General features: G+C 65.8%; 15 protein-coding genes. 8 read left to right on the forward strand and 7 right to left on the reverse strand.

Features of this window, described 5'->3' with window-relative positions; translation table 11 throughout:
• The first annotated feature begins 24 nt into the window (after positions 1 to 24).
• Complete coding sequence (locus IPV08_RS10160) at positions 25 to 825, forward strand: MetQ/NlpA family ABC transporter substrate-binding protein (RefSeq protein WP_207411777.1); 801 nt, start codon at positions 25 to 27, stop codon at positions 823 to 825.
• A 113-nt stretch (positions 826 to 938) separates the two neighbouring features.
• Positions 939 to 1,757: a MetQ/NlpA family ABC transporter substrate-binding protein gene (locus IPV08_RS10165; RefSeq protein WP_207411778.1), complete on the forward strand. Its 819-nt coding sequence runs from the start codon at positions 939 to 941 to the stop codon at positions 1,755 to 1,757.
• Here the strand turns inward: IPV08_RS10165 and IPV08_RS10170 are convergent.
• Together IPV08_RS10170 and soxC are read right to left on the reverse strand one after the other, a co-directional pair.
• Positions 1,721 to 2,329 (reverse strand): cytochrome c, encoded by a 609-nt coding sequence (locus tag IPV08_RS10170; protein ID WP_207411779.1) that lies wholly within the window; start codon positions 2,327 to 2,329, stop codon positions 1,721 to 1,723. The genes IPV08_RS10165 and IPV08_RS10170 overlap by 37 nt on opposite strands.
• On the reverse strand, positions 2,319 to 3,578 hold the full coding sequence (soxC, locus tag IPV08_RS10175) for a sulfite dehydrogenase (RefSeq protein WP_246747884.1): 1,260 nt from the start codon (positions 3,576 to 3,578) through the stop codon (positions 2,319 to 2,321). Before soxC ends, IPV08_RS10170 begins: the two co-directional genes overlap by 11 nt.
• Before the next feature lie 495 nt (positions 3,579 to 4,073).
• Here soxC and IPV08_RS10180 point away from each other — a divergent pair, with 495 nt between their 5' ends.
• The 5 genes from IPV08_RS10180 (at position 4,074) to IPV08_RS10200 (ending at position 9,047) form a co-directional block, all read left to right on the forward strand.
• Positions 4,074 to 5,198 carry an ATP-binding cassette domain-containing protein gene (locus IPV08_RS10180; protein WP_207411780.1) on the forward strand — a complete coding sequence of 375 codons (1,125 nt, stop codon included), beginning with the start codon at positions 4,074 to 4,076 and terminating at the stop codon, positions 5,196 to 5,198.
• A complete protein-coding gene (locus tag IPV08_RS10185; RefSeq protein ID WP_207411781.1) occupies positions 5,188 to 5,853 on the forward strand; it encodes a methionine ABC transporter permease MetI in 666 nt (221 codons plus the stop codon). Before IPV08_RS10180 ends, IPV08_RS10185 begins: the two co-directional genes overlap by 11 nt.
• Before the next feature lie 358 nt (positions 5,854 to 6,211).
• Entirely contained in the window at positions 6,212 to 7,243 is a 1,032-nt protein-coding gene (locus IPV08_RS10190) for an ABC transporter substrate-binding protein (RefSeq protein WP_207411782.1), read from the forward strand.
• An 11-nt stretch (positions 7,244 to 7,254) separates the two neighbouring features.
• Positions 7,255 to 8,160, forward strand: coding sequence for an ABC transporter ATP-binding protein (locus IPV08_RS10195; protein ID WP_207411783.1), 906 nt, complete (start codon positions 7,255 to 7,257; stop codon positions 8,158 to 8,160).
• Positions 8,157 to 9,047: an ABC transporter permease gene (locus tag IPV08_RS10200; protein WP_056425186.1), complete on the forward strand. Its 891-nt coding sequence runs from the start codon at positions 8,157 to 8,159 to the stop codon at positions 9,045 to 9,047. Before IPV08_RS10195 ends, IPV08_RS10200 begins: the two co-directional genes overlap by 4 nt.
• A 33-nt stretch (positions 9,048 to 9,080) precedes the next feature.
• On the opposite strand, the gene IPV08_RS10205 is transcribed toward IPV08_RS10200, so the two are convergent.
• The 3 genes from IPV08_RS10205 to IPV08_RS10215 all read right to left on the reverse strand — a co-directional run bounded on the left by IPV08_RS10205 (position 9,081) and on the right by IPV08_RS10215 (position 12,683).
• Positions 9,081 to 9,641 (reverse strand): SCO family protein, encoded by a 561-nt coding sequence (locus IPV08_RS10205; RefSeq protein WP_207411862.1) that lies wholly within the window; start codon positions 9,639 to 9,641, stop codon positions 9,081 to 9,083.
• Between the two features lie 46 nt (positions 9,642 to 9,687).
• Positions 9,688 to 10,806 carry an MBL fold metallo-hydrolase gene (locus IPV08_RS10210; RefSeq protein WP_207411784.1) on the reverse strand — a complete coding sequence of 373 codons (1,119 nt, stop codon included), beginning with the start codon at positions 10,804 to 10,806 and terminating at the stop codon, positions 9,688 to 9,690.
• A gap of 452 nt (positions 10,807 to 11,258) precedes the next feature.
• Entirely contained in the window at positions 11,259 to 12,683 is a 1,425-nt protein-coding gene (locus tag IPV08_RS10215; RefSeq protein WP_207411785.1) for a phosphomannomutase, read from the reverse strand.
• 451 nt (positions 12,684 to 13,134) lie between these two features.
• Between IPV08_RS10215 and IPV08_RS10220 the strand changes: the two genes are divergently transcribed.
• Positions 13,135 to 14,136 (forward strand): polysaccharide pyruvyl transferase family protein, encoded by a 1,002-nt coding sequence (locus IPV08_RS10220; RefSeq protein ID WP_207411786.1) that lies wholly within the window; start codon positions 13,135 to 13,137, stop codon positions 14,134 to 14,136.
• Positions 14,137 to 14,235: 99 nt separating this feature from the next.
• Here the strand turns inward: IPV08_RS10220 and IPV08_RS10225 are convergent, their stop codons facing one another.
• Positions 14,236 to 14,895, reverse strand: a complete 660-nt coding sequence (locus tag IPV08_RS10225; RefSeq protein WP_056425174.1) for a 3-oxoacid CoA-transferase subunit B — start codon at positions 14,893 to 14,895, stop codon at positions 14,236 to 14,238.
• A gap of 20 nt (positions 14,896 to 14,915) precedes the next feature.
• A complete protein-coding gene (locus tag IPV08_RS10230; protein ID WP_056425171.1) occupies positions 14,916 to 15,647 on the reverse strand; it encodes a CoA transferase subunit A in 732 nt (243 codons plus the stop codon).
• Between the last annotated feature and the right edge of the window lie 27 nt (positions 15,648 to 15,674).

Here is a 15,674-nt window from a genome sequence, read left to right on the forward strand (position 1 = left end):
CCTCCCCGATCACAGGCTTCCACGATGCCCCCGCTCCGTACCCGCCGCGGCCTCCTCGGCTTCGCGGCCGTCCTCTTCGCTCTGGCGACCGGCCCCGCCTCCGCGGAAAAACCCCTGCGGATCGGCGCGACGCCGGGGCCGGTGGGGCAGACCCTGGCCTTCGCCGCCGATCTCGCCCGCAAGCAGGGACAGAATGTCGAGATCGTCGAGTTCACCGATTGGGTGACGCCCAACGAGGCCGTGGCCTCGGGTGATATCGACGCCAACCTGTTCCAGCACGTGCCCTACCTCCAGAGCGCGATCCGCTCGCGCGGCTACAAGCTGGTGGCGGTGGAGGGCGCCATGGTCCTGCCCGTGGGCCTGTTCTCGAAGACGGTGACCAGCCTCGACAAGGTCCCCGACGGCGCTTCGGTCGCCATCGCGAACGATCCCGTCAACGCGGCGCGGGGCTTGCGCCTGCTGGAGACCGCCAGGCTGATCACCTTGAAGCCGGGCGTCGGCGACGAGGCCTCCGTCGCCGACATCGTCGCCAATCCGAAGCGCCTGCGGATCATCGAACTCGAAGCGGCGCAATTGCCGCGTGCGATGGACGACGTGACCTTGGCGCAGGTGAGCTTCACCTACCTGATCGCCGCCGGCGGCGACCCCAGAACCTCCCTCATCACCGATGGGGCCGGGGATCGGCGTTATACGCTGAGCTTCGTCGCGCGGCCCGACAATCGCGACGATCCGCGTCTCACCGCCTTCATCCGCAGCTTCCGGTCGGCGCCGGTGCGCGACTACATCGAGCGGACCTACAAGGGCTTCCTCGAGCCGGTCTGGTAGCGCGGTCGCCGACTTAAACTCCCGCCCCGCTCCGTTTGATCAAGCGCGCACCCGCAGCCCGGTACGGCGCTCGAATGCGATCGCTCAGGCACTTCCGAACCGAGAGATTTTCCATGCCGCTGAACCGTCGCGCCCTGCTGGGCGGCACCCTTCCCCTGCTGGGCGGCACCTTTGCCCTGCTCACGGCCTCCGCGGCCCGGGCCGCGACACCCCTCAAGGTGGTCGCCTCCTCGGTGCCGCATGCCGAGATCCTGACCTATGTGCAGGACAAGCTCGCTCCGGACCTGCCCCTGCGGATCATCGAGATCAGTGGTGACATCCGCCCGAACCGCCTCGTTCTCGATGGCGATGCCGACGCCAACTTCTTCCAGCACGTGCCGTATCTGCGAAGCGAAGAGGCCGAACTCGGTGTCCGCTTCGCCGTGACCGCAAGCGTGCATGTGGAGCCGCTCGGGCTCTATTCGCGCCGCGTCCGCAGCCTCGCCGACCTACCGAAGGGGGCGACCGTCGCCCTGTCGAACAACGTCACTAATTTCAGCCGCGGGCTGAGATTACTGCAGGAGAACGGCCTCATCCGTCTCAGGCCCGGCGGCGACGGCACCTTCGCCACGGCCGGCGACATCGCCGAGAACCCGAAATCTCTCAGCTTCATCGAAGTGGCGCCGCCGCAATTGCCGCGCTCCCTCGACGACGTCGCCCTCGCGGTCATCAACGGCAACTACGCCCTCGAATCCGGCCTCGACCCGGCCAAGGATTCCCTCGGGCTGGAGCGGGCGGAGGGCAACCCCTACGCCAACGTGCTGGTGACGACCCAGGCACTGGCCCAGGATGCACGCATCCAGACGCTCTCCTCCCTCATACAATCCGCCGAGGTCGCCGGTTTCATCCGCGAGCGCTATCGCGGCGCGGTGATCCCGGTAAGAGGCGTCTGACTGGCGCGCGCCGGCACGTCGGGGCGGATATCGGCGGTGAACCCGTCCCGGTTCGGCATCCGCACCCTCGGCAGGGAGGCGGCATCGAGTTCGGCTTCCTCCGGCAGGATGCCGTTGAGATGCAGGATATAGGCGCTGAGGGCGTAGGTCTCGTCGGCGCTCAGGGATTGCGGTGCGTCGTAGGGCATGGCGCGGCGGATATAGTCGAACAGGGTGGTGGCATGGGGCCAGAAGCTGCCCACCGTCCGCACCGGCTTGCCCGTCGCGAGGCTGCCCTGGCCGCCCACGAGCCTGTCGGCGGATGCACCCTCCCCTTGCGCCCCGTGGCAGGCGGCGCAGCGCGCGCCGAACAGGGCCTCGCCCTGGCGCACGCTGCCATGGCCGGCGGGCAGGCCCTGCCCGTCGGCACGCACGTCGATATCCCACAGGGCGAGGATCCTTTGGCTCGCCGGCTGCCCAATCGCCAGAGGGCCGAGCCCGTTGCCAGGGAGGGAGACGGGCCCGGACGGGTCCGCCAGGGCGGCGCCCGTCACCATCAGGCAGGGGAGAAGGCCGAGGCCGCTAAACCGCATGGCTCACGTTTCCTCCGGCGGCGACACGCCAGCCGGCGATCGCATTGTTGTGGTAGAAGGATTGGGTGCCCCGGACGGAGAGCAGCGCCTCACGCGGTGGCTGGACGTAGCCCGTCTCGTCGGTGGCCCGGCTGAGGAGATGCGCGGGGCCGCCCTCCCAGCGCCAGGGGAGCCGGAACCGGGTCAGGCATCGCGGCAGGATCGGACCCTCCAGAACGGCTGCCTGCCAGCATGCTCCGCCGTCGGTGGAGACTTCGACGCCTGCGATGCGGCCGCGTCCCGTCCAGGCGAGACCGCGGATCTCGCGAAAGCCGGGGCTTCGCAACTGCTCGCCACCGGAGGGTGAGGTGATGACGGATTTCGCCTCCATCGCGAACGTGAACTGCCGTGCCGACCCATCCGGCATCAGGTCGGTGTATTTCGAGGTTTCCTCGCGCGTCTGGAACGGCTGGTCTCCGACCTTGAGCCGGCGCAGCCATTTGATGCTGAGGTTGCCCTCGACCCCCGGCACGAACAGCCGCAGCGGGTAGCCCTGTTCCGGGCGGAGCCGCTCGCCATTCTGGGCATAGGCCAGGATCGCACCGTCGCGTGCGAGATCGAGGGGAATGCTACGGGTCATCCCGGCCGCGTCCGCGCCTTCCGCAAGGATCCAGGCGGCGCCCGGCTTCACGCCGACCTCATCGAGGAGAGTCGCCAAGTCGACCCCGGTCCATTCGGCGCAGGAGAGGAGCCCGTGACTTTCCTGGAGGGTCCAGCCCGGCTTGGCCCCGAGCCAAGGGGTATTGCCCGAGCATTCGAGGAAGTGGATGCGCGAGACCGAGGGCATCCGCACCAGATCGTCCATGGTCAGGACGAGCGGGCGTTCCACGAGGCCGTGGATCGCCAGCCGGTGGCGCTCCGGGTCGATGGCTGGAACGCCTGCGTGATGACGTTCGAAATGCAGACCGTTGGGCGTGATGATGCCATGCAGGTGCTGGAGCGGCGTGCCGGTGGAGGCGGCTCCCGGAAAGGTCGGTGGCGTCCGCGACTTGCGGCCCAGAACTTCGTAGGGCGATGGCCGTCCATAGGGCGGCGATGCGGACGGTGCTCCGGGCGTACGGCTCCATTCGGGAACGGCCAGGGGATCGCCGGCATCCAGGGCCTGCGCGGCTGACGCGATGCCGATCCCGCCCGCCGCGCCACCGGCCAGCCGAAGGAAGCCGCGCCGGCTCGATGACCGGCGCGGTACGCGCATGATATCAAACGACATGAAGACGGGGTCCGAATGGGCGTTCGTCAAAGAACGCGAAACATAAGGTCATGGGATTCAGAGCCGTGCAAAGGCACTGCCGCCTCTGCCGATCTCGAAGCATTAAAGCGTAATCGTCCCATGTATTCAATGAAATGAAATTCTGAACACTTTCGAGAATTCGATAGCATCTTCTATCGAGCGGGTGTCTGACGGGGTGATTTTCGTGGGTCCGGCCTGCGCGGTCGAATAGTGCTGCCGAAGGGGGCCGCAGCGTCTTGGCTCGCGGAAATCGGTGCTCGGAAGTCCTGCTGCGAGAGCCGGGTCGAGTGGGCGGATGGAGGATCCTTCCCTTCCGGTGCGAATACGGGGATCGTTCTCTTCCAATCGGCGATCGATTTGATAACCGTTTTCATTGAGCGTCCAAAGTATAAGATGTAGGAATACATCTTCGATCCTAGTCATTCTGGCGAACCTGCATGGGCGATGCGTGTGCAGGTCCATGAGGTTCGTTGCGTGTCGTCAGTTCATCATGATAGCCCCGGCAAGGCCGGCCTCGCGCCGTCGGATGCACTCATCCGCTTCGACCGGGTCGCGAAGTCCTACTCGACCCGTGACGGCGTCCATGTCTCGGCGCTGAGTGGGATCGACCTCTCGGTGGCGGCGGGTTCGGTGCTGGGGGTGATCGGCCGGTCGGGCGCCGGAAAATCGAGCCTGATCCGTCTGATCAATGGGCTGGAACGCCCCAGCGCCGGGACGATCAAGGTCGGGGATGCCGAGGTCTCGTCCCTCGACGAGCGCGCGCTACGCCACGTGCGCCGCCGCATCGGCATGATCTTCCAGCATTTCAACCTGCTCTCGTCTCGCACCGTCTCGGGCAACATCGCCCTACCGCTGGAGATCGAAGGGCGCGGCAGGGCCGCGATCCGCACCCGCGTCGGGGAATTACTGGCCCTGACCGGACTGGAGGATCAGCGCGACCGCTATCCCGCCGAACTCTCGGGTGGGCAGAAGCAGCGTGTCGGCATCGCCCGCGCGCTGGCCACCGGACCGAGCGTGCTCCTCTCCGACGAGGCCACCTCCGCCCTCGACCCCGAAACCACCCGGTCGATCCTGGCGCTGCTGCGCCGGATCAATCGCGAACTCGGCCTCACCATCGTGCTCATCACCCATGAGATGTCGGTGATCCGCGCCGTGGCGGACCGCGTCGCCGTGCTGGAGGCGGGCCGTATCGTCGAGCAGGGCGACGTGTTCGAGGTCTTCACCCGTCCGCAGGCCGAGATCACCCGGACACTCCTGGCCGGGGAGATGGGGCTGGCGCTGCCGGCCGGGCTTCGCGCCGAGATCGACACCCAGCCGATTCCCGGCGGCACCGCGGTTCTGCGGATCGCCTTTCGCGGAGCTCACGCCAGCGACCCGATCATCGCGCGGCTCGCGCGTGAGACCGGCATCGAGGCCAACATCCTGTCCGGCACCGTCGACGAGATCGCCGGACAGCCCTTCGGCTCGCTGACGGTGGGCTTGCCCGCGGGGCCGGATGTCGTCGGGCGCGCACGTGCGTTCCTCGACGCCCACGGTCTCGTCTCCGATCTCCTCGGCTACCTGCCGGCTCGCAGCGTGGAGGCTCGCCGTGTCGCCTGAAATGATCCGCCTGCTGCTCCAGGCGACCGGTGACACCCTCGCCATGGTGGCCGTCGCGGCTTGTCTCGGAACGCTGTTCGGCTTGCCGCTCGGGATCTTCCTGGCGACCAGTCGGCGCGGGGAATTGCTTGCCGCACCGTGGCTCAACGGCATCCTGGGTCTCGTCGTCAACGCCACCCGCTCGACACCCTTCATCATCCTGGTGGTGGCAATCATCCCCTTCACCCGCCTCATCGCCGGCACCTCCATCGGCCTATGGGCCGCCACGGTGCCGCTGACGGTGGCGGCGACCCCCTTCATCGCCCGCCTCGTGGAGGCCGCGATCCGCGAGGTCGATTCCGGGCTCGTGGAGGCCGCGCGCGCCTTCGGTGCCGGCCCGCTCACCATCATCCGCAAGGTGCTGATCCCCGAGGCGCTGCCCGGCATCCTCCTCGGCCTCACCCTCGCGGTGGTGTCGCTGCTCGGCTATTCGGCCATGGTCGGCGCCGTCGGCGGTGGGGGGCTGGGCGATCTCGGCATCCGCTATGGCTACCAGCGCTTTCGCCCCGAGATGATGCTCGCCGTCGTCGTCGTGCTGATCGTGCTGGTCCAGGCGGTGCAGACCATCGGCGAGCGTCTCGCTGCCCGACTCAACCGGCGTGTCCGCCGGGCGTGATCCCGCCTCCGTGCCGATCGGGCGAGATCGATCCGGCACATGAGTTGGTGTGGCGGGGACGGTGACCGGCCTTACATCCGACAAGCTGCCCTCCGTGTCCCATAAAACGAACGACTGTGGGGAGGGTGCAAACCAGCAACCTCCAGATTCCCACTGAAGTGCTGGAAATATCCTTCTTGTTATCGATGAAAGCTGGATGGCTACTAAAGTATACGGCTTTTAGAGACGGATCATCTCCATCCGCTGTTCTATAAAGAGAACGATTTCATTGACGCGGCGAGCGCCGCCAAGCAGATTTGCAGGTGCCTTTCACGTCCCGGCTCCGCATTCCGCGCCCGAATTCGACAGCAGGTTCCCCATGACGACCCGACGCATGTCCCTTTCGCGCCGCAAGGCCGCGTCCCTTTTCGGCGGGCTCGCCCTGTCCCTGGTGGCCGTGGGCCATGCTGCCGCCGGCGAAGGCCAATTGCGCATCGCCAAGCAATTCGGTGTCGTCTACCTGCTCCTCAACGTGGTCGAGGATCAGAAGCTCATCGAGAAGCACGGCAAGCAGGCGGGCCTCGATATCAAGGTGGACTACGTCCAGCTCTCCGGCGGCTCGGCGGTCAACGACGCCCTCCTGTCCGGCAATATCGAGATCGCCGGTGCCGGGGTCGGCCCGCTCTTCACCCTCTGGGACCGCACCAGGGGGCGGCAGAACGTCAAGGGCGTCGCGTCCCTGGGTAACTTCCCCTACTACCTCGTCACCAACAATCCGGACGTGAAGACCATCGCCGACTTCACCGAGAAGGACCGTATCGCGGTTCCCGCCGTCGGCGTCTCGGTTCAGTCGCGCATCCTGCAACTGGCATCGGCGAAGCTTTGGGGCGACAAGGACTTCGCCAAACTCGACAAGATCAGTGTCGCCGTCCCGCATCCCGAGGCCACCGCCGCGATCATCAAGGGCGGCACGGAGATCTCGGGCCATTTCGGCAACCCGCCCTTCCAAGAGCAGGAACTGGCCGAGAACCCGAAGGCCCGGATCGTCCTCAATTCCTATGACGTGCAGGGCGGGCCGGCCTCCTCCACCGTGCTCTACGCCACGGAGAAATTCTACAAGGACAGCCCGAAGACCTACAAGGCGTTCCTGGGCGCGCTCGATGAAGCCGCGACGTTCATTACCGAGAACCCGGAGAAAGCCGCCGACATCTATATTCGGATCAACAACAGCAAGCTCGACCCGGCTCTCCTGACGAAGATCATCAAGAACCCTGCGGCGACCTTCAAGGTGCAGCCGGAAAACACGATCGGCCTCGGCAAGTTCATGCACCGGGTCGGCGCGATCAAGGCCGAGCCATCGGCCATCGGCGACTACTTCTTCGACGATCCGCGCATCAGCAGCGGCAGCTGAGGCGGCACGCCATGAGTTTCGCAGCCCACCGCTCCGACTTTGCCATCGCCGAACATCCCGAATCCCGCGCGCGGGGTTCCATCCGGCGTGAAGACGCGCGCGCGCGTTCCCCGATCGCGGCCGAGGCATCGCCGCTTTTGCGGATCGCGGGTGTGACGCTCGAATACCGCACGCCGGAACGGGTGGTGCGCGCCACCCATCGCATCGATCTCGACATCCACCAGGGGGACCGCTTCGTTCTGCTGGGGCCATCGGGCTGCGGCAAGTCCACCCTGCTCAAGGCGGCTGCGGGCTTCATTCGCCCCGTCGAGGGCGAGATCACCCTCGGCGGCGTGCCCGTGCGCGAGCCGGGACCCGACCGGATCGTGGTGTTTCAGGAATTCGACCAGTTGCCGCCCTGGAAGACGGTGGCCCAGAACGTCGCCTTCCCCTTGCGCGCGGCACGGGCGCTGGGACGGCGCGAAGCGATGGAGCGGGCCCGCCACTACATCGACAAGGTCGGGCTGACGCCCTTCGCCGAGAGCTACCCGCACCAGCTCTCGGGCGGCATGAAGCAGCGCGTGGCGATCGCCCGCGCGCTCGCGATGCAGCCGAAGGTCCTGATGATGGACGAGCCCTTCGCGGCTCTGGATGCCCTGACCCGGCGCCGGATGCAGGAGGAGTTGCTGGCCCTCTGGGAGGACGCCCGCTTCACCCTTCTCTTCGTCACCCACTCTATTGAGGAGGCCCTGGTGGTCGGGAACCGGGTGGCGCTGCTCTCGCCCCATCCGGGCCGGGTGCGGGCCGAGTTCAACAGCCATGCTTTCGATCTGACCAGCATCGGGAGCCACGATTTTCAGGACGCGGTGCAGCGACTGCACACGCGCCTGTTCGAGGCCGCACCCGAAAGCCGCGCATCCACGGAGGTTGCGGCATGAGCAATGCCAGTCTCGCGGGCCGGCCCCTCGTGCCGCCGATCCGCCCGGAATACGACCATGTGCTCGCCCCCTTCGTGGAAGCCCCGGTGGAACGGGTGCTGCCGTTCTCGACGCGGCTCTGGCAGCAGGATTGGCTGCGCAAGGGCCTGATCATCGTCGCTCTGATCCTCCTCTGGGAGGGGTTGGCCCGGTGGCAGGACAACGACCTGCTGCTGCCCGGCTTCGGCGCCACGATGGCGGCCCTGTTCGATGGTTTGGTGAACGGCGAATTGCTGGACCGGGTACGGATCTCCCTCGTCGTACTGCTGCAGGGCTATGTCTGCGGGATCGTCCTCGCTTTCCTGCTGACGACGCTGGCCGTATCGACCCAGTTCGGCCGCGACCTGCTCTCGACCCTGACGGCGATGTTCAATCCGCTGCCGGCGATCGCACTTCTGCCGCTGGCCCTGCTCTGGTTCGGCCTCGGTTCCGGCAGTCTGATCTTCGTCCTCATCCATTCGGTGCTGTGGCCGATGGCGCTCAACACCTATGCGGGCTTTCAGGGCGTACCCGAAACCTTGCGGATGGCCGGGCGCAATTACGGCCTGCGCGGCCCGTCCTATGTGATTCAGATCCTCATCCCCGCCGCCCTGCCGGCGATCCTGTCCGGCCTCAAGATCGGATGGGCTTTTGCCTGGCGGACGCTGATCGCGGCGGAACTCGTCTTCGGCGCTTCCTCGGGGCGCGGCGGCCTCGGCTGGTACATCTTCCAGAACCGCAACGAACTCTACACCGACCGCGTCTTCGCTGGCCTCGTCCTCGTCGTCGTCATTGGCCTCGTTGTCGAGAACATCGTGTTCGCGGCCTTCGAGCGACTCACCGTGCGGCGCTGGGGCATGGCGCGATGATCTGATCGACGGTGGAGGCTCGACGCGCAGCCGTCAGGGCTGAGCGAGATGGGGGCAGATGATCGTCAGCATTCGCTCGGCCGAGGTGCCCGGCGGGAAGAAGCCGAGATAGGCCCCCGACCGGTCCATCAGGTAGATGAAGGCCGAGTGGTCGATCGTCCTGTCACCATTCACTCCCACGCCCGTTTCGAAGAACACCCGGTAGGCATCGGCGGCCTGACGGATCGCCGCCGGTTCTCCCGTCAGGCCCACGAGCCGGGGCGAGAAGTTCGGGACGTATTCGGCGAGATGCGCGACGGTGTCCCGCTCCGGATCGAGCGTGACGAACAGCGGCTGGACCGCCTCCGACTCCGCGCCCAGCAGGGTGAGGGCGCGGGCGATCTCCATGAGGTCGGTCGGGCAGATATCGGGACACGAGGTGTAGCCGAAATAGACGAGGAGGAGCTTGCCGCGAAAGTCGGCCTCCGTGCGCTTGCGCCCCTCGTGATCGACGAGGCTGAAGGGCCCGCCCACCGGCTCGCGGTTCCACATCAGCACGTCCATCAACTCCGCAGCCGAGCGTCGCGCCGGCTCCGCGCCACGAGCCGGCACCATGGTGTGCCAGGCCAGGAGCGACAGGAACAGCGCCGCGGTTGCGGACCTACGCACCGAAGGTGAGACGGCTGCCCGTGGTCGGCACGATCACGTTGGCGGGCATCTGCGCCTGGGCTTCCAGCGCGAAGTTGAGGCCGCTGCAATGCATGGGAATGACCACGTCGGGATCGAGCTTTCGGATCTCGGCCACGATCTGGGTGAGATAGTCTTTCGGCGCCGGCCCGAGATGGAACCCGCCGACGATGGCATGGACCTTCTCGACACCCGAGACGGCCTGGGCCTGACGGACCGAATTGACGATCCCCACATGGCCGCAGGAGCTGATGACGACGAGGCCCTTGCCCTTCACGTTGAAGCAGGTGGCGTGTTCGTGGACATGCTCGTCGGGAATGATTTGCCCCTGTAGTTCAGCCGGCGAATAGTGGGTGGCATCGCAGCCGAGACCGTCCTTGATGCCGCGTTCCACGAAGGTGTTGGGCAGGATGCGCTCGATGGAGGAGCGCTTGATCTGACCCGTGGTGAAGGCATGGCCGGCCACCACCGTCGGCGTCTCGCACAGGACTGTCCTGATCTTCTGCGCCGTCAACTCACGCCGGTCGAGCTGGCCGAAATCCGTGAACTGCCCCTGCGCCTTGCTCGGGCTGACGCGGTGACAGAAATTGTCCTCGCCGCCGGCATAGAGCGTCAGATCCGCGGGCAGGGATGCGCGGTACTTGTCCAGGAACCCGTTGAGGCCGCCGTAATGATCGTGATGGCCGTGGCTGACGATGAGGGCGTCGATCTTGGACGGGTCGACCTTCAGGATCTCGATGTTGTTCAGCAACGCATCGGGGCTGTAGCCAAAATCGAGCAGGATCGTGCGCGCCTCGTCCGCGCGCCGCGATTCCACGAACAGCGACAGGCCCCATTGGTTGTGCAGAACCTTGCGGTAATCGCTGCCGCGCCCGTTCCCGGGTGGCTGGTGGACGACACCCTGAACCGTCGCGGGCTTGAGGAACTGATCGTGGGACGAGTCGATCAAGACGCACAAGCTCAGTGTGTCGACCGTAGGCACCTCGATGGTCGCGGCATTCGCGATCTCGATACACGAAAACCCGGCCGTCGCGCTCGCGGCAAGAGCCGCCGAAGCCTTCAGAAAGCCACGCCTGCCGATCTCTCGGGCCATCCCATCCTCCTCGACGCCGACGCGTCACGGCTCCTGCTCTGTATACATTATAGTCGAGCTTTTCGGGATGGTTTTGCTCTATTTCAAGCTCATGAGAGAAGCATGCCTCGTATTCGGCTGCATGAGTGAAGCTCTGTTCCTTCGCGATGCTTCGTCCAAGGTAGCGCGTCTGCTCAGTGCGCTGCCGGCCCGTCTGCATCGCGCCGGTATGCTTGTCGCAAACCTTATCCGTCTCGCAGGTCCTTCAAACTCCAGCACCCCATCGGACACGAGCGAAGCAAGGCGGACCGGCCGCCTCGCGATCGCCGTCTAACGAGCCATTGCCGAAGCGTTTTTGGCCCGATCCGGGCGGGACCGGAACCGGGGCGATTCCCGGTCGGGAATGGATCGAGTCCAGGTGCAGGGACCGGCCAGGAGCGGGCCCGCCTGGCCCGCCTCTGAACTCGCTCGGCTCAGTTTGTCATGGCCGCGGCCGCTGCGGCCAATCCCCAGCGTACCAATTCTTCAGCGTCCGCGGCCGATCCCGCCTCCGCGTAGCAGCGCAGTTCGGGCGCATTGCCGGACGGACGGAAATGGATCGTCCGGCCGCCGTCGAGTTCGACCCTGACGCCGTCCTGTTCATCCACGCCCTGGGGCGTACCGATCGGGCGGAAGAATTCCCCGCGGAACGAGTCCTGACCGAGTTGGCGCAGCAACGCGCCGCTTCGCTCTGCGGGCGTATTGGGAAGACGATCGCTCGCCGTCTCGCCGACATTCAGCGACGTGACGAGTTCAGCGAGGGTCAGGCGGGCTTCCTGCGCGGCCGCCAATGTCGCCACGATCGGAAGGATCGCATCACGCGTCGGCAGGGCCGGCAGTGTCTTGCCATCGATGACGACGTCCGAGCCAAGGAGGAACCCACCATTCGCCTCGAAACCGACGACGGTGCTCGCGCCTTCGCTCTTCGCCCGGTCCATCCCGGCAATGACGAAGGGAGAGCCGACCTTGGTGCGCAACACGCTCCGGAACCCGCCCGCATGCTCGATCGCTGAGCCCGCCGTGACCGGCACCACCACCGTGTCGACGCCGAGGTAGCGCGCGGTGATCAGCCCGAGAACGTCTCCCCGCACGATTCTGCCGGCGGCATCCGCGAGCAGCGGGCGGTCCGCATCGCCGTCGGTCGTCACGAGCGCGTCGAAGCCGCCCGACGCCATGGCATCGCGGATGAACGCGATATCCTCGGGACGGTGTGCTTCCGTGTCGATCGGAATGAAGCTGTCGGAGCGGCCGATCAGTACGATGTCAGCCCCGAGCGCGGCCAGCACGTCGGCGAGGAGGTCCCGCGCGACCGAACTCTGCTGATAAACCGCGATCCTTTGACCAGCCAGGATGGTCGGTGCGAAGGCATCGGTATAGCGCTGCCGGTAGCGGTCGATGGCGCCGGGCTCCTGAATGGCTGAATCGGCCTGCGGCATGTCCCCGGCCTTGGTGATGTCGCCCAGGGCGGCGAGGATGGCGACCTCGTCGGTCTTGGTGATCTCTCCATCGGGCCGGTAGAATTTCAGGCCATTGCGATCCGACGGGATGTGACTGCCTGTGACCATGACGGCGCAGGCCCCGCGCCGGATCGCTTCCAGGGCGAGAGCCGGGGTCGGTAGTGCGCCGCAATCGTACACGCTGAACCCGGCCGCCGCGGCGGCATCTGCCACCGTGGCTGCGATCCCCGCGCTGCTGTCACGGAGATCCCGCCCGATGACGACGGTCCGTTCGGACGCGCCCTCGCCAGCCGTCGCGGCGACCGAGCGGAAGAACGCGCTGGCATAGGCGTAGCTCGGCCATCCTACGAGGTCCGTCACCAATCCGCGCAGGCCGCTGGTTCCGAATTTCAGACTGCTCATGAGCTTTCCACTTGCAAAGGGCGTGACCGCGCGCCGAGCGTTGCGGTAAACCCCGCTTCTAAGGGGGTTGCGCCGTCGTCTCAAATGGCAGGCTGGTCCCTTGCGCAACTTTTGGTCGCCTCATTCGAAGGGGGCGGTCCGGAGCGGGGTTCCGAAGGGGCTCCACCTCACGATTGGGCTCGCTCGGGCGAGCATCGTCCGGGGCACTGGAGGTCGGATCAGAGCATGGATGATGCGATTGCCCTGCCCGCACGATGCTGCGTGCCATCACCCGTATGATCCGTCGAGCAAAGAGCGGCCTGCGAAATCGCCTCGACAGAGACGGTGCGCCTTGAGATAACCCTTCCGCGCATGCCCCATGACAAGGCACGTTAAGCCATTGTCATCGCATTGTAATTTTCCGAAACGCGGCTTCGGCTCGATAGCCGGTTCCGTAAGGGGGAGACCAACCTTGGCGAAAGAAGAAGAGTCGCTCGCGGAGAAAACCTTCCTGGCTTTTCTCAGGAGTGGAGAGCGGGATGCGTTCCTCGCGCTCGAGGCCGAGCTGTTGGGCCAGTCGGTGGAAAAATGGGGGGCTCTCGTATCGGCCTACCGCGCTCTGCTGACGCTCGATGATATCGCAGCGGAGGCGAGGCTCGACGAGCGGTTCCGTCCGAAGATCTGGTGGATGCGTAGTCCGTTCCCCGGAAATTTCGGCGATATCCTCACGCCTTACGTGCTGTGGCATGCTTTCGGCGTAATGCCCCGGTGGCACCATGCGAAGGAGGCGGATGGTCTCTGTATCGGAAGCACCGCCAAGTTCGCTCGTCCCGGCATGCATCTCTGGGGTACCGGCATGCCCCGCAGCACCGATACTCTCTGCCCGACCGCGATCTACTCGGCTGTGCGCGGACCTTTGTCCCGCGCCGCCGTTCTGGCGGCAGGGGGGCAATGCCCTGAAATCTACGGCGATGCCGCCATCCTCCTGCCCGAGCTTTATGCGCCGGTGGTGGCGAAGACCCACAAGGTCGGCATCATCCCGCACGTGCTGCAGGAGAACCGTATCCGTGAGGCTCTCGAGGCGGTCGGCGCCGACCATGTCAAGGTCATCTCGCTCCTGGGCGTGACGTTCGGGGATATCGAGCGGGTGGTCCGCGAGATCCTGTCCTGCGACGAGATCGTCACCACATCGTTGCACGGCCTCATCGTGGCCCATGCCTATGGTGTGCCCGCACAATCGGCGCGCCTGTCCGAGCCGAACGCCGAGGCGAAGGATTCCTTCAAGATGCGGGATTACAAGCAATCGGTGGGGCTCGCCGACGAAGCCCTCGAACTCCCGCGTCAGTTCAGCGACCTGTCATGGCTGGAGCGCCGCAGATGCGTGCTCCCGCCTTCCCCCCTCGACACGAAGCCGTTGCGCGCCGCCTTCCCGTTCCCCGTCCGGATCGAGGAGCCGCCGGCCGCACGAGGTTGAAACGCCTGCGAAACCTCTGCGGCGTCGACGAAAAAGGCTCCCGATGCGATCGCATCCGGAGCCTCTTCCAACGACCGGTCGGATTGTGCCGGGCCGGATTCAGGTCAACGCGACGGTGAAGGCCCCTTGGGTCTTCGACCGGATCTCATCCTCGGTGACACCGTCGGCGAGTTCGACCAGGACCATGCCGCCATCGCCCTTCTTGTCGATGGTGAAGACGCCGAGATCGGTGATCACCATGTCGACCACGGCGGTGCCGGTCAGGGGCAGGTCACAGGCAGTCAGGAGCTTCGGGCTTTCCGACCCATCCTTGCCTTTGGCGGTGTGCTCCATCACCACCACCACCTTCTTCACACCGGCGACGAGGTCCATGGCGCCGCCCATGCCCTTCACCATCTTGCCGGGGATCATCCAATTGGCGAGGTCGCCATTCTCGGCGACCTGCATGGCGCCGAGGATCGACAGGTTGATGTGCCCTCCCCGGACCATGCCGAAGGAATCGGAGGACGAGAAATAGCTCGTGGTCGGCAATTCGGTGATCGTCTGCTTGCCGGCATTGATGAGGTCGGGGTCTTCCTCCCCTTCATAAGGGAAAGGCCCCATGCCGAGCATGCCGTTCTCGGATTGCAGCTGCACCGACATGCCCTCGGGGATGTAGTTCGAGACCAGGGTCGGGATGCCGATGCCGAGGTTCACGTAGTAGCCGTCGCGCAGCTCCTTGGCGGCGCGCGCAGCCATCTGTTCGCGGGTCCAGGCCATGGTGGTGTCTCCCTTGGATGTCAGATGGCAGCTGCGGAGGAATCGGCGGTCTCGCCACGCTTGCGCGTGGTGCGCTGCTCGATCCTCTTCTCGCGGATCGCCACGTGGATGATGCGCTTGACGAAGATGCCCGGCGTATGGATCGCGTCGCCGTCGATCTCGCCCGGCTGGACCAGATGCTCCACCTGGGCGACCGTCACCTTGGCGGCCGTGGCCATCATCGGATTGAAGTTGCGGGCGGTTTTCCGGTAGACGAGATTGCCTTCGGTATCGCCCTTCCAGGCATGGACGATGGCGAGATCGGCGAAGAGGCCGCGCTCCATCACGTAATTCTCGCCGTCGAACTCACGCACCTCCTTGCCCTCGGCGATGAGGGTGCCGACGCCTGTCTTGGTGAAGAAGGCCGGAATACCCGCCCCGCCAGCGCGGATGCGCTCGGCCAGCGTCCCTTGCGGGTTGAACTCGATGGCGAGTTCGCCGCCGAGATACTGGCGGGCGAATTCCTTGTTCTCGCCGACATAGGACGAGATCATCTTGGCGATCTGGCGGGTCTGGAGCAGCTTGCCGAGGCCGACATTGTCGATGCCGGCATTGTTGGAGATGACGGTGAGGTCCTTGACCCCTGACGCCTGGATCGCATCGATCAGCTCGTCGGGGATGCCGCACAGGCCGAAGCCGCCGGCCATGATCGTCATGCCATCCTTGAGCAAGCCGGCGACCGCCTGCGTGGCGTCGGAATATACCTTCTTCATCTCAAGCCTTCCTCCCGGAATCCGGTC

Origin of the sequence: Methylobacterium sp. SD274 (assembly GCF_017355285.1) — a bacterium.
GTDB lineage: Bacteria > Pseudomonadota > Alphaproteobacteria > Rhizobiales > Beijerinckiaceae > Methylobacterium.